The organism is Streptomyces atratus, assembly GCF_014648655.1.
Classification (GTDB): Bacteria; Actinomycetota; Actinomycetes; order Streptomycetales; family Streptomycetaceae; genus Streptomyces; species Streptomyces atratus.
In genome coordinates this window covers 53195-67163 of sequence record NZ_BMRN01000039.1, presented here as the reverse complement: position 1 = coordinate 67163, position 13969 = coordinate 53195, and the positions used below count along the sequence as shown (strand labels likewise).

The window sequence follows — 13969 nt, the reverse complement described above, 5'->3', positions numbered from 1 at the left end:
GCGTCGTCGAGGTTCTTCGGCGCCTGCGCGTCGATGGCCTTGTTCACCGCGTCGATGAACGCCTGCTTGTTGAACTCGCCGGGCTTCGCGGCGTTCATCTTCTCGGCGTTCGCCGCCTTGCCCTGTGCCTCCTTGTCGTCGGGGGGAGCGATCGCCGCGTCCTGTGCCGACTTCGACTCGGTGGTGGCGGGGGCATGGGCTGCGATCTTCGTCCGCTTCGCTGCCACATCGGCCTTGACCTTGCGGAAGCCGGGGGCCTGGGCCGGCGATGGCTTCACGGGGGCGGTATAGCGCTGGGCCACCAGCCGGGAGACCGCCGCGTTGCCTGCCGCGCGTTGCAGGCGTTGCAGGCTGCGGGGGTCGGGGGCGGGGCGGTCGCCCGGTGGGCGGTGGGGTGGGGGCGCCTGCGAACGTGACACTTCGGGCTTGAGTGTCACGTTCTCCTGACGGGGGGTGCCCCCGCGGCCGGACACGGAGGCATTGTCGGGAGAGTCCTTCACCGCAGCGTGCCCTAGTACCCGGGGTACGAGCGGACATCATCGATCTGACCGAGTGTCCCCACCATGTGGCAAGTGTGGGGGCGAGAACGGCCGGAAGCGCGGGCGCCGGTGTGGAGGCCCGGGCAACGAGAACTGCCCGATGGGGCAGGTGTCCGGGCCGGGAGCCGCCCGCCGAGCCGCCCGGTCGTTGCATGGGCGGCGGTGCGCCGAACCGGTCAGTGGCCGGGCGCGGTGTCCAGGGCCAGTGCGGCGAAGGTGGCCGGTCAGTGGTCCGTGCAGGCGCAGTGCTCGGCGCGATTCAGTTGCCGTCGGACGGGCGCCCGGTGGTGTTCCTCAACGACCATCCGACGAGGGGGTGCCCGGTTGTCGGTGTCGTGCACGAAACCGCACTCGCGGGCGCGGCACAGACGGTGCCGGGAACCCGGGTGCGGTTTCGTGCGGCCGGGCTGAGGACCGGCCGGCCTCGGCCGCCGCCGCCCCGTGCGGCCGGGACCGCGCGGCTGCCCCACGCCACCGTCCTACGCCGCAGCCCTGAACCCCCGCAGCCGCAGCGAGTTGCCGACCACGAAGACCGACGAGAACGCCATGGCCGCGCCCGCGATCATCGGGTTGAGCAGCCCGGCCGCGGCGAGCGGCAGGGCGGCCACGTTGTAGGCGAAGGCCCAGAACAGGTTCGTACGGATGGTGCCCAGCGTCTTGCGGGAGAGCCGGATGGCGTCCGCCGCGGCCCGCAGGTCCCCGCGCACCAGCGTCAGGTCACCGGCCTCGATCGCGGCGTCCGTGCCCGTACCCATCGCCAGGCCCAGGTCGGCCTGGGCGAGGGCGGCCGCGTCGTTGACACCGTCACCGACCATGGCGACCGAACGGCCCTGAGCCTGGAGGTCCTTGACGACGTCGACCTTGTCCTCCGGCATGACCTCCGCGTACACCTTCTCGATCCCGACCTCGGCCGCGACCGCCTCGGCCACCGCCCGGTTGTCGCCGGTGAGCAGGATCGGGGTCAGACCGAGGGCGCGCAGCCGCTCGACGGCCTCGGCGCTGGTGTCCTTCACCGCGTCGGCGACCTCGAGGACCGCCCGTGCCTCGCCGTCCCAGGCGACCGCGATGGCCGTCCGTCCGGCGGCCTCCGCCGCGGCCTTCTGCCGGGCCAGCTCCACCGGCAGGTGGATCTCCCACTCGGCGAGCAGCTGCTCACGGCCGACGAGGACGGCGTGGCCCTCGACGACGCCCTGCACACCGAGGCCCGCGACGTTGGCGAAGTCCTCGGGGGTGGGCAGGGCGGCACCGGTGCGCTCGGCGGCTCCGGCGGCGACGGCCTGGGCTATGGGGTGTTCGGAAGAGTGCTCCAGGGCGCCCGCGAGCCGCAGCACATCGCTCTCGTCCGTACCGTCCGCCGTGTGCACGTCCAGCAGGGTCATCCGGCCGGTGGTGACCGTGCCGGTCTTGTCGAGGACGATCGTGTCGACGCGGCGCGTGGTCTCCAGGACCTCCGGGCCCTTGATCAGGATGCCGAGCTGGGCGCCGCGCCCCGTACCGACCATGAGGGCGGTGGGGGTGGCGAGGCCCAGGGCGCAGGGGCAGGCGATGATCAGTACGGCGACGGCGGCGGTGAACGCCGCGGTCAGGCCGGCGCCGTTGCCGAGCCAGAAACCGAGCGTGCCGAGCGCGAGGGCGATGACGACGGGGACGAAGACGGCGGAGATTCGGTCCGCGAGACGCTGGGCCGCGGCCTTGCCGTTCTGCGCGTCCTCGACGAGCTTGGCCATCCGGGCCAGCTGGGTGTCGGCGCCGATGCGGGTGGCCTCGACGACGAGCCGGCCGCCCGCGTTGAGCGTGGCCCCGGTGACCGAGTTGCCGACGCCGACCTCCACGGGTACGGACTCACCGGTGAGCATCGACGCGTCCACGGCCGATGCGCCTTCCACGACGGTGCCGTCGGTGGCGATCTTCTCGCCGGGGCGGACCAGGAACCGGTCCCCGACCTGGAGGTCGGCGGTCGGCACGGTCACCTCATGGCCGCCGCGCAGCACGGTCACCTCCTTGGCCCCGAGTTCGAGCAGCGCCTTGAGGGCCGCGCCCGCCTTCCGCTTGGAGCGGGCCTCGAAGTAGCGCCCGGCCAGGATGAAGGCCGTGACTCCGGCTGCGGCCTCCAGGTATATGTTCCCGGCGCCGTCGCTGCGGCCGATGGTCAGCTCGAACGGGTGGGTCATGCCGACCATGCCCGCCGTGCCGAAGAACAGCGCCCACACCGACCACAGGAACGCGGCCGAGGTGCCGACCGAGATCAGGGTGTCCATCGTTGCCGCGCCGTGCTTGGCGTTGGTCCAGGCGGCGCGGTGGAAGGGCCAGGCGGCGTATGTGACGACGGGGGCCGTCAGGGTCAGTGAGAGCCACTGCCAGTAGTCGAACTGGAGCGCCGGGACCATCGACATGGCGATCACCGGCACGGCGAGCACGACGGCGGTGAGCAGCCGCTGCCGCAGGGGCCGCAGCTCGTCGGCCTCCGCGGCCCCGGGGGCGTCGTCCTCGGTACGCACCGGGGGAGCGGGCTCGTGCGCGGTGTAGCCGGTCTTCTCGACGGTGGCGATCAGGTCCTGTACGGAGATGTCCTCGCCCCGGTAGCTGACCTTGGCCTTCTCGGTGGCGTAATTGACGGTGGCCTCGACGCCGTCCATCCGGTTGAGCTTCTTCTCGATACGGGCCGCGCAGGAGGCGCAGGTCATGCCGCCGATCGCGAGCTCGACCTCTGCGGTGGTGCCGACGGCTGTTCCGGTGCCGGTTGTGGCGGTGTGCGCGGACACGATGTCCTCCCTGGCGGAGACGTCGATACCCCTAGGGGGTATACATTGCTGATTCATGTATACCCCCCACCCCTATAAAGCGCAAGGGTGATCCACCGCCGGGGTCCGGAGTGTGCGCGCCCGATCGCCTGATGTGCGTCTGACCTCACGTATCTTCACGTCACATCGAGGCTGCGCCCTCGGTCGACCGCCCGTAAGCTGGTCATTGGACTAGACCTATTTATTCATTGCTGCTTCCTGGAGGATTGGGATCACATGAGCAACCGTGCAGTCCTGGAGGTGATCGCTCTCGACGCGGGGGACGCGGTCGCTGCCCAGGCGGGTGGTGCAGACCGGCTCGAGCTGGTCACCGACATGGCGGCGGACGGTCTGACGCCGTCCTGCGCGACCTTCGCGGAGATCCGGGCGGCGGTGGACATTCCGCTGCGGGTGATGCTCAGACTGGCGGACGGCTTCGCGGCCGGTGACATCGATGTGCTCGTGGCCAGGGCGCACGAGCTGCGGGCGCAGGGCGCCGAGGAATTCGTCCTGGGCTTCCTGGACGCCGAGGGCCACCCGGACCTGGTCGCCGTCGAACGCCTCGTCGCCGAGCTGGACGGCTGCCGCTGGACCTTCCACCGCGCGATCGACCGGGCCGCCGACCGGGACGCCCTGCGCAAGCAGCTGGCGGACATGCCGGGCCTGGACACGTACCTCACCGCGGGTTCGCCCAAGGGCGTCGACGACGGCATCCCGACGCTGCTGGCCGAGGCGGCGCGCAAGGGTGAGCCCGGCTACGAGCCGCAGATCCTGGTGGGCGGCGGGCTCCGCCTGGAGCACCTGCCACAGCTGCTGTCCGCGGGCATCGACGCCGTACACATCGGCGGCGCCGCACGCCCGCACGGCTGGTCGGGTCCGGTGGACGCGGCGGCGGTACGGGAGTGGCGGGCGGTGCTCGACGCGTAGCGGGGCGGGGCGGGGCGGCGCGGGTCGCCCCGCGGAGGGCTTGTTCCCCGACCCGCCCCTTCCCGTAACCGGGACTCCGCCCCGGACCCCGCTCCTCAAACGCCGGAGGGGCTGGAACGCGCCGCGCTACAGCAGCTGAGCCGGCAGTTCCGCCGCATGCACCACCGTCAGCCCCGACACCGCACGCGTCAGCGCCACGTACAACCGGCGCAGCCCCGTGCGCTCGTCCGGCTCGCCGTCCACCACCGCGGCCGGCTCGTCCAGTACCACGTAGTCGTACTCCAGGCCCTTCGCCAGCGACGCCGGGACCAGGGTCAGCCGGGACTCGGCGGTCGTCTCCTCACCGGGGGAGAGATACGCGTGGCCAGCCGCGGCCAGCGCATCGGCCAGCGCCGGAATCCGCGCATCGGCCGCGATCAGCCCGATCGACCCCTCCTGCCTCAACGACTCCTCGCACGCCGCCAGCACCGCCGCGTCCAGCTCCGCCGGATCGCCCACCTCCCGTACCTCCAGCGAACCCGGCGACTCACGCACCGACTCCACCGCCGCGAGGCCCGGCGAGATCACCGGCAACAGCCGTGAGGCGTACGCGATCACCTCGCGCGGCACACGGAAGCCCGCCGTCAGCTCCTCCACCACCGCGTCCGACTTGCCCAGGTGGTGCAGCGCCTGCGCCCAGCTCTCCGTCGACCACGGCGTCGTGCCCTGCGCCAGGTCACCGAGAACCGTCGCCGAACCCGTCGAGCAGCGGCGGCCCACCGCCCGGTACTGCATGGGGGACAGGTCCTGCGCCTCGTCGAGCACGACATGGCCGAGCGAGTGCGTACGCGCCACCAGGTCGTTCGCCTCGTCGATCAGCACCGCGTCCGCCGCCGACCACTTCGCGGACTTCACGCTGCGGACCGGCCTGGTCCACAGGATCGTCTTCTGCTCGTCCTCGGTGAGCAGCCCCTGAGCGTGGGCGGCCAGGAACTCCGCGTCGACGAGCAGCCGCAGCACCAGCTTGGCCGGTTCGACGGCCGGCCAGATCGCCTTCACGGCCGCCTTCACGGCGGGGTTACGGGCCACCGCGTTCTGCACCCGGTCGTCGGGCGCCTCGCCGGCCTCCTCCATCCGGACCAGGACACAGTGCGCGATGCGCTGCGGAAGCGCCTCATGGGCGGCCCCGTACCGCATGTCGCGGGCCAGCAGTTCGGTGACGATCTCCTCCAGCTCGTACGCCGGCACCCGCCAGCGGCGCGAACCGCGCACCACCATCACCGGCTCCGTCGGCAACGTCACATGGGAACGGATCGCCCGCCGCAGCACCTCCGCCATCCTGGCGTCGCCCTTGACGACGGCGGCTGCCGCCGAGTCCGTGCCGCGCACCTCGATGCCCGCCGTCACGAGATCGTCGACGGTCGCCTGCTTCACCTCCAGCTCACCGAGGGCCGGGAGCACCTGCTCGATGTAGTGGAGGAAGGAACGGTTCGGCCCGATGACCAGCGTGCCGGTACGGGCCAGGCGCTCCCGGTGGGCGTACAGGAGGTACGCGACACGGTGCAGGCCGACGGCCGTCTTACCGGTGCCGGGCCCTCCCTGCACGCAGACCGTCCCGCCGAGACCGCTACGGACGATCTCGTCCTGCTCCGGCTGGATCGTCGCGACGATGTCACGCATCGGACCGACACGCGGCCGCTCGATCTCCGCCTGGAGGAGCTTGCTGGTCTGCGCGGCCTCGGTGGGGTCGCTGAGGTGCTCGTCCTCGTACGCCGTCAGCTCGCCGCCGGTGTAGCCGAAGCGGCGGCGCTGGCCGACATCCTGGGGATCCTTCTTGGAGGCCCGGTAGAACGGCTGCGAGACGGGGGCACGCCAGTCGATGACCATCGGGTCGCCGTCGGCGTCATGGACGTGGCGGCGCCCGATGTAGAACTGCTCTCCCTCGGCGCCCTCGGCCTGCTCGGCACCGACCCGGTGCAGATAGTCCAGGCGGCCGAAGAAGAGCGGGGTGTGGGCGAGATCGGCGAGGGACTTGATGCGCTCGTCGATCTGGGCCTGCAGGACGGCCGCGTTGACCCAGTTCGCGGTGACATCGCGGATGTCGAGGGCCTGGGCGTCCTCGCGCATGGCGCGCAACGCGGAGCGGGACGCGGCGAGATGGGCGCGTTCACGAGCCAGGGGATCGGTGGTGGTGTCGCTTTCGTGTTCGTGCGCGGGCACGGTGTTGCCTCCGGCTGTTCAACGCAGGACGGCGGACCGCACCTCGCCCCCTGTTACGGCTCGGGGGTGACGCGGTCCGCTCGGGGGATCGATCACGGGGTACGCACGCAGGTGTACGTACAGCTGTCGGCCGGTTTCCGTCCGGTCGGCGGCGCTCCCCCGGCTGCCGGCGATGGCCGGTACCACGGTGCGGGAGGCGGGCAGACCGGCGATTGTATCGACCGTCCTCGCCACGGTCGAACGGTTTTGATGCCGGGACCGTTCCGTAGGGGACGCCGTGCGACCGGAGACCTACGCGCACCGCCCCAGGGTTCCGTCCGCGGGGCGATGCCTTCACGGGCCGGCCGCAGGACCATGGAGTACATGAGCACCGTCTCTTTGAACCCCCGCAGGACCGGCCCCGCGCACGGCGCGACCGCGGCCACCGGTCACCCGTACACCCATCACGTCGGCGACGCCCTGCGTGCCGTCAAGGTCTACGCCCGCGCCGCGTTCGGCGTGCTCGTCCTCGGCGAGTACGCGGAAGAGGCGGGCGTCCACCGAGGCGTCCACCGAGGCGTTCACCGCCGCGAGCACTGAGTACGCACAACCTCACCGGGGATGATCGTCCTCTTCGCCCTCATGGGGCCCGGCAGCTGTGACGCGCAGAGTGCCTGCTCCTGGGGCGCCGGGGCCACCCGGAACATCATGTGGACCGCCGCCCGAGCGATTTTGTACGTGACACCTCTGGGCCTGTTCGTCACGTGGGTTCTGCCATGGCGCTCGCGCTGGACCGCGGCCCGTCGACGGGCCGCGGCCTTCGCGCTGCTGCCGCACGCGGTGATCGCGGCGGACCTGCTGCCGCTGCTGATCTTCAGCAACTGACCGGCGTACGCGGGTCGGTTGCCGGCCTCAGTTGTCGGTCAGCAGCTCGTCCGCGTCCACGATCCGGTAGGCGTACCCCTGCTCGGCCAGGAAGCGCTGGCGGTGCGCCGCGAAGTCCTGGTCGATCGTGTCGCGGGCGACCACCGAGTAGAACCGCGCCTCGTGCCCGTCGGCCTTCGGCCGCAGCACCCGGCCGAGCCGCTGCGCCTCCTCCTGCCGCGAGCCGAACGTACCCGAGACCTGAATGGCGACGGTCGCCTCCGGCAGGTCGATGGAGAAGTTCGCGACCTTCGACACCACGAGGACGCTGAGCTCGCCCTCCCGGAACGCGTCGAAGAGCTTCTCGCGCTGGGCGTTGCTCGTCTCGCCCTTGATCACCGGGGCGTTCAGATGCTCACCCAGCTCGTCGAGCTGGTCGATGTACTGCCCGATGACAAGGGTCTGCTCGCCCCGGTGCTTGCGTACCAGCGCCTCCGTCACCTTCCGCTTCGTCGCGGTCGTCGCACAGAACCGGTACTTCTCCTCGGTTTCGGCGGTCGCGTACGCGAGCCGCTCCGAGTCCGTCAGATTGACCCGTACCTCGACACAGTCGGCGGGCGCGATGTAGCCCTGCGCCTCGATCTCCTTCCACGGGGCGTCGAACCGCTTGGGCCCGATCAGCGAGAAGACGTCCGACTCGCGGCCGTCCTCACGCACCAGCGTCGCGGTGAGGCCGAGGCGGCGCCGGGCCTGCAGGTCGGCGGTGAACTTGAAGACGGGCGCGGGCAGCAGATGCACCTCGTCGTAGATCACCAGACCCCAGTCGCGGGAGTCGAACAGCTCCAGGTGCGGGTAGATGCCCTTGCGGCGGGTCGTCAGCACCTGGTAAGTGGCGATGGTGACCGGCCGGATCTCCTTGCGCGTACCGCTGTACTCGCCGATCTCGTCCTCGGTCAGCGAGGTCCGCTTCACCAGCTCGTGCTTCCACTGCCGGGCCGAGACGGTGTTCGTCACCAGGATCAGCGTGGTCGCCTTGGCCTGGGCCATCGCACCTGCCCCGACCAGCGTCTTCCCCGCACCGCAGGGCAGCACGACGACACCCGAGCCGCCGTGCCAGAACCCCTCGACGGCCTGCTTCTGGTACGGCCGCAGCGCCCAGCCGTCCTCCGCGAGCTCGATGGGGTGCGCCTCGCCGTCCACGTAACCCGCGAGGTCCTCGGCCGGCCAGCCCAGCTTCAGCAGCGTCTGCTTGATCTGCCCGCGCTCCGAGGGGTGCACGGCCACGGTGTCCGGGTCGATCCGCGCCCCGACCAGTGGCTGGACCTTCTTCGACCGGAGGATCTCCTCCAGCACGGGCCGGTCCGTGGAGGTCAGCACCAGACCGTGGACCGGATGCTTGGAGAGGGTGAGGCGGCCGTACCTGGCCATCGTCTCGGCGATGTCGACGAGCAGCGCGTGCGGAACGGGATAGCGCGAGTACTGCACGAGCGCGTCGACGACCTGCTCGGCGTCGTGCCCGGCGGCGCGCGCGTTCCACAGCCCGAGCGGGGTCAGCCGGTAGGTGTGGATGTGCTCGGGTGCCCGCTCCAGCTCGGCGAAGGGCGCGATCGCCCGACGGCAGGCGTCGGCCTGATCGTGGTCGACTTCCAGGAGCAGTGTCTTGTCGCTCTGGACGATGAGGGGTCCGGTCACGCGCTTCGGCCCTTTCTGCTGCGGGAACGGCCGGGAACGGCCAAACGTCCAGTGTGCCGCATGCGGGGGCCATGGGGCGGTGTGCTGCTCCGCACAGGGGCGTACGGTCCCGGGACGACCGACGCTGCCGCCGGGGCGACGGCTCCGGAACGACCGGACCGGCCGGACGACCGGAGCCCGGTGGCTGCTGTCGTCGCCGGACCGGGCCTGAGCGGGGGAAGCCTCAGGGCGTGGCGTCGTCGGCCAGTTCGGCGACGCCGGTGATCCGGTGCAGCGGGTACGTGCGGACCTCGTCCGCCGTGTGGTCGTACGCGGTGACGAACCCGCCCTCGACCCGGACCGGGGCGATGACGCGCTGGCTGGCCGCGCCGTCCGCGTTGACGTAGCCGATCCAGAGCGCCGAGCCGGTCATCGCGGCGGCCTGGACGGTGGCGAGGGTCTCGGCGGAGGTCGTACGGGGCAGGGAGCCGGACGAGGCCGCGGGCGCGTCGGTGGTGCCGTTGTCCTTGCGGGCCACCGTGGCGGCCGTGTCCCCGGCGCGGATCGCCCTTACCGCCGCGCCGAGCAGGGTGGCGTCCGGGACCGGAGGGCCCTCGGGCACGGGGACGGGGGCCGTGCGGGGCGGGGTGCGGCGGGCGCCCGCGCGGGTGATCAGGACATCGCCCTCGGCGGACTCGGCGGCCGGCGCGTACCCCATCTCGCGCAGCCCTTCGAGCAGGGACGCCGGGTCGACCTGGGCGGCCAGGGCCGTCGGTGCGAGGCGACGCAGGCGCAGGGTGGCCGAGCGCCTGTCGGCGAGGAGCTCGTTCAGCACGGCCTCGTCGTCGCAGCGCACGTACGAGGAGGCGGCGCCGATCCGCAGATGGCCGTGGCGGCGGGCGACGTCGTCGATGAGGTAGCTGAGCGGCTGCGGCACCGGGGTACGGCTGTGTGCGGCGAGGAACGCGTGCAGATCGGCTGCGGACTGTCCGGCGTCCAGGGCGCGGCGTACGGACCCGGGGGTGAACCGGTAGACCGTCGCGCCGCCCTTCGACTCGATGTCCGCGAGGGCGGAGAGCATGTCCGCCAGGGGGCGCTCCAGCGGACCGGGGGCGACGGCCGTCAGGTCGGCCTGGAGCAGGACGTGGTCCAGCGGCTCCGGGATGAGGGGCGCGAGCAGCGCGGCGGCCTCGGCCGGTCCGGAGTCGAGCAGGGCGCGGGTGTGCGCGGCGAGCGCCCCGCGGCCGGTGATGCCGAGGAGCTCGGACTCGTTGAGCGTCCACAGGGCGATCCGGGACCGCAGGTCGGTGGTGTCCCCGGCGGAGGCGGAGGCACCGCGCAGGGGGCGTTCCCAGCGGAGCCGGGCGAGCACTGTCTCCGGGGCGGGGGCGGTGCCCGGGTCCAGGGAGGCGAGGAGGGCCAGGACCCGGTGGCGCACCTCGGGGGCGGCGGAGCGGTCGAGGTCGGGGCCGAGGGCGGACAGGGCCCGGCCCTTGGCGTCCTGGCCGCCGACCAGGCCCGGGGTACGGGTGGCGGCGAGCCAGGCGGTGGCGAGGCGTACCCAGCGGTCCTGGGCGGGGAGTTCGGCCCAGTCGTCGTACGCGGGCGTCGGCGCGTACCGTTCGTCGGCCTCTGCGTCGGAGGCCAGCAGCCCGGCCGCGTAGGCGAGTTCGACCCAGAACGCGGCGACGGGCTCGGAGACGTCGAGGGTGGTGGCGGTCTTCTTCAGCTCGCGCACACTGAGCCCGCCGGCGCGCAGTATCGCGGGGCCGCCGCCGTTCCAGCTCTTCAGCAGCTCCTCGACGGTGGTCACCGCCAGGAACGCCTGGCCGGCCGCGGCACTGTCCACAGCCTGGGGATCACGGTTCGCGACCGCCTCCACGGCGGGCGGCTGAGGTTCCGGCACACGGTGGGCGCGCCCGGCCCGCAGATGCAGGGCGGCCTCGCGGGGCAGCACCACGGTGCGGGTCGACACGGGCAGCAGCAGCCCGCGGTCGCGCAGCCATTTCACGGGCGGGGTGGGGTTCGGGGTCACTTCCCCGTACGGCGGCCCCCACACCAGCCGGTCCAGTACGGACAGGGCTTCTGCGGGGGCGGTGTCCAGCAGCTCGCCCATTCTGGCCCGGTCGGTGAAGAGCGCGGACAGGGACGTCACGGCGGAGACCGGGTCATGGGTGGCGGGCAGTCCGGCGGTCGCCAGGATGTCCTGGAGTCGGCCCGGCGACATTCCGGCGGTGGCCTCCGCGACGGTCGGGCCCAGACCGGTCGGGGAGGGGTACTGCGGGGAGGGCGCGAGGAGTTCGCGTGCGGTGCGCACCAGCCGTAGCCGGTCGTCCTCGCCCCAGACGAGGGCCTGTTCGCGCAGGGTGGTCAGGGCGGCGGGCAGCGCGTCTCCGATCGCCGCGTCCGCGTCGCCGCGGTACTCGCCGTCGTCCCTGCCGTCGCCGGTGAGGAGGCCGAGCAGCGTCTCGTACGGGGCGGGGTCGGGGGCCACGGCGAGCGCCTCGGCGGTCTGCAGAGCGAACCGGTCGAGGTGTTCCAGGGCGCGTACGACGGAGGCGCGCGTGCCGGCTCTCGTCGCGAGCTGAGTGATGTCGCCCGGTACGGGGGTGAGGAGATCGGGGCGGGCACGCAGCAGCCCCGCCAACGACTCGTCGTCCCGGGCGCGGAGAGCTTCGGCGAGCGTCCGCGGTGGTGTGGTCATCCCCATCCGTCCCACGGTAGTCGCTCCGGACAGGCTCAAGGGCGCTACCGTCGGTGCAGGGCCGTAGAGGGGAACCATCGCGTGGGCATCGAGAGCGACCAGCTCGTCTACGACTATCTGAGCCGGGTCGGGGACCTGGCACAGCAGCAACAACTGTCCTCGGGTACGCGGATGAGGCTCGTCGCGACACTCCGGGGCGAGATCGACCGGCAGCGCGGAGAGCAGTCCGGGGACGCCCCGGCGGCGGTCCGCCGCATCATCGGGAGGCTCGGCACGCCGGACGAACTGGTCGCCGCTGCGGCCGCGTCGGCGGACGGCACGGTGGAGCTGCCGCAGGGGCCGGGACCCGCCGCGGGGGAGGGGCGCGGCGTTCCCCGTCCGCGCAAGGGGATGCTCCGGAAAGACAGTTCCGGCAAGGGCGCGTCGCGGGCGCGGGCACAGGCGCCGGACAGGGACCCCGAGAACACAGCGGACACAGCGAACACGGCGGACACAGCGGACTCCGCGGCTCCGGAAGCGGCGGCCGGTCGGGTGCCTTCGCCGCCGCACATGGCCGGTACGGACGAACTGGGGCCGTCCGGGAGCGAGCCCGACTGGTGGCGGATCGAGCCGGAGCCGTTCGGTGACGGGGTCGGTGTGCCGGGGTTCGTCGGTGGCGTCGAGATCCCGGACATGATGAAGCCGCCGCCGGCCCGGGACGCCGTTCCGCGCCCGCGCGCGGGCGACTCGGCGGACGACGGTCCGGCCGAGGACGTCGGCACCGACGAGGCCGCGCCGCGACGCCGACGGCTCCCTGGCCTCCGCCGCCGCGCCCCGCGCGAGTCGAGGGCCCGGGGTTTCTCCCACCCCTTTTTGCTGCTTGCCGCAGGGCTGCTGGTCGTGGGCGCCGTGATGGGCTCCTGGCTGGCCCTGGCGGGTGGCTGGCTGCTCGCGTACAGCTCGCGCAAGTTGTCCCGCGCGGAGGCGAAATGGGCCGCGATGGGGCTGCCCGGCGTGGTCGTGGCGGGCGCACTCGTCTGGCTCTGGGGCCGGACGGAGGGCCGCTGGGGCGAGCCGATCCCGCAGGACGGGATGGCGGAGGCGCTGAGCGGGGTGTGGCCGGTGGTGGTGCGCACGGCCGCGGTGGCGTCGGCGGTGTTCCTGGTGTGGCGGGCGCGGAAGCGGGAGGGGTAGGCGGGGGCGCGCGCCGGCCGGCGGCAAGATCAAGCCCGTCCGGCGATTGAGGACGGAACCGTTGCGCGTTCTCGCCCGGGCCCGAATGCCCGCCGGAAAGGCTCACCCTGTCCCGCCCTACTTCGTCAGATCCGTCTGGAACTCGTCGAGGATCTGGTCCGCGGCCGTGTACCCGATGCCCGCGATCCACAGGCGGTCGTCGACCTTGAAGACCTTGTCGTCCTTGGACGCCGTCAGCCCCTTCCACAGGCCGCTGTTCATCGTCTTGGTCGCCCCCGCCTTCTCCGGGTCGCCGTACGTCGACGTGAAGATGACGTCCGTGTCCGCGAGGTCGATCTTCTCGGGGGACACGTCGTACGAGAAGCCGTCCTTGGCCTTGTCGGTGATCGCGGGGCGGCCCATGCCGAGGTCGGCGAGGATCGAGCCGATGTAGTTCTGCTTGCCGTAGATGCGGATGTCGGCGCCCTCGACGAAGCGGACGAAGTTGACGTCCGTGGCGGCCGCCTTCTCCTTGCCGCCGATCGCCTCGGTCACGTCCGCGACATGGGCGTCGTACTCGGCGACGACCTTCTTCGCCTCGGCCTGCTTGCCGAGCGCCTCCGCGTGCGTCCGGAAGTTCTCCTTCCAGGCGGTCCCGGTGGACTCGGTCATCACGGTGGGGGCGATCGCACTGAGCTGCTCGTAACGGTCACCGTCACGGACCTTGCTGGTGAGGATGAGGTCCGGCTTCAGCGAGGCGACGGTCTCCAGGTTGGGGTTGGCGATCTCGCCGACTTCCTTGATGTCCTTCGTCCGGCTCTCGGGCAGGTAGGAGGGGAAGCCGTCCTCCGTCGCCGAGTGCGTCGCGCCGACCGGCTGCACGCCGAGGGTGAGTGCGGAGTCCAGCTCACCGGTGTCGAGGACCACGACGCGCTGCGGGTTCACGGGGACCTTGACGTCGCCCATGGCCGTCTTCATGGTGTGGGTCCTGGCGGCGCCGGAGCCGCTGTCGTTGCCGCTGTCGGAGTCCGAGGAGCCACAGGCACAGAGCGCGAGGGCGCCGGTCAGGGCGAGGGCGCCGAGGCTGAGTCCGCGGCGGCGGGCGTGGGTGGTCATGGACTTGCCTTTCGGGGGGATCGGGGGCGGGGCGGTCA

9 protein-coding genes and 2 pseudogenes are annotated in these 13969 nt (G+C 72.3%); 5 read left to right on the top strand and 6 right to left on the bottom strand.

Going from position 1 to position 13969, the window contains the following annotated elements:
- A pseudogene (locus IEZ15_RS35220) lies at positions 1 to 473 on the bottom strand (hypothetical protein); the annotation flags it as partial.
- A 218-nt stretch (positions 474 to 691) separates the two neighbouring features.
- Between IEZ15_RS35220 and IEZ15_RS35215 the strand changes: the two are divergent.
- Positions 692 to 934: pseudogene (locus tag IEZ15_RS35215) on the top strand (allophanate hydrolase subunit 2 family protein); the annotation flags it as partial.
- Between the two features lie 84 nt (positions 935 to 1018).
- Here IEZ15_RS35215 and IEZ15_RS35210 read toward each other — a convergent pair.
- Entirely contained in the window at positions 1019 to 3301 is a 2283-nt protein-coding gene (locus IEZ15_RS35210) for a heavy metal translocating P-type ATPase (protein ID WP_189280972.1), read from the bottom strand.
- A 255-nt stretch (positions 3302 to 3556) separates the two neighbouring features.
- Between IEZ15_RS35210 and IEZ15_RS35205 the strand changes: the two genes are divergently transcribed.
- Entirely contained in the window at positions 3557 to 4246 is a 690-nt protein-coding gene (locus IEZ15_RS35205; RefSeq protein ID WP_189280971.1) for a copper homeostasis protein CutC, read from the top strand.
- 126 nt (positions 4247 to 4372) lie between these two features.
- Here the strand turns inward: IEZ15_RS35205 and IEZ15_RS35200 are convergent, their stop codons facing one another.
- Positions 4373 to 6445: a HelD family protein gene (locus tag IEZ15_RS35200; protein WP_189280970.1), complete on the bottom strand. Its 2073-nt coding sequence runs from the start codon at positions 6443 to 6445 to the stop codon at positions 4373 to 4375.
- A gap of 363 nt (positions 6446 to 6808) precedes the next feature.
- Between IEZ15_RS35200 and IEZ15_RS35195 the strand changes: the two genes are divergently transcribed.
- Positions 6809 to 7024, top strand: coding sequence for a hypothetical protein (locus tag IEZ15_RS35195; RefSeq protein WP_114249204.1), 216 nt, complete (start codon positions 6809 to 6811; stop codon positions 7022 to 7024).
- 21 nt (positions 7025 to 7045) lie between these two features.
- Positions 7046 to 7309: a hypothetical protein gene (locus tag IEZ15_RS35190; RefSeq protein ID WP_189280969.1), complete on the top strand. Its 264-nt coding sequence runs from the start codon at positions 7046 to 7048 to the stop codon at positions 7307 to 7309.
- Positions 7310 to 7336: 27 nt separating this feature from the next.
- Here IEZ15_RS35190 and IEZ15_RS35185 read toward each other — a convergent pair whose 3' ends face one another.
- Both IEZ15_RS35185 and IEZ15_RS35180 read right to left on the bottom strand, forming a co-directional pair.
- Positions 7337 to 8980, bottom strand: coding sequence for a DNA repair helicase XPB (locus IEZ15_RS35185; RefSeq protein WP_114245861.1), 1644 nt, complete (start codon positions 8978 to 8980; stop codon positions 7337 to 7339).
- 223 nt (positions 8981 to 9203) lie between these two features.
- Positions 9204 to 11669, bottom strand: a complete 2466-nt coding sequence (locus IEZ15_RS35180; protein ID WP_189280968.1) for a helicase C-terminal domain-containing protein — start codon at positions 11667 to 11669, stop codon at positions 9204 to 9206.
- 75 nt (positions 11670 to 11744) lie between these two features.
- On the opposite strand from IEZ15_RS35180, the gene IEZ15_RS35175 reads away from it, so the two are divergent.
- Positions 11745 to 12836 carry a hypothetical protein gene (locus IEZ15_RS35175; RefSeq protein WP_189280967.1) on the top strand — a complete coding sequence of 364 codons (1092 nt, stop codon included), beginning with the start codon at positions 11745 to 11747 and terminating at the stop codon, positions 12834 to 12836.
- A gap of 117 nt (positions 12837 to 12953) precedes the next feature.
- On the opposite strand, the gene IEZ15_RS35170 is transcribed toward IEZ15_RS35175, so the two are convergent.
- Positions 12954 to 13931, bottom strand: a complete 978-nt coding sequence (locus tag IEZ15_RS35170) for an ABC transporter substrate-binding protein (protein ID WP_189280966.1) — start codon at positions 13929 to 13931, stop codon at positions 12954 to 12956.
- Positions 13932 to 13969: the final 38 nt, after the last annotated feature.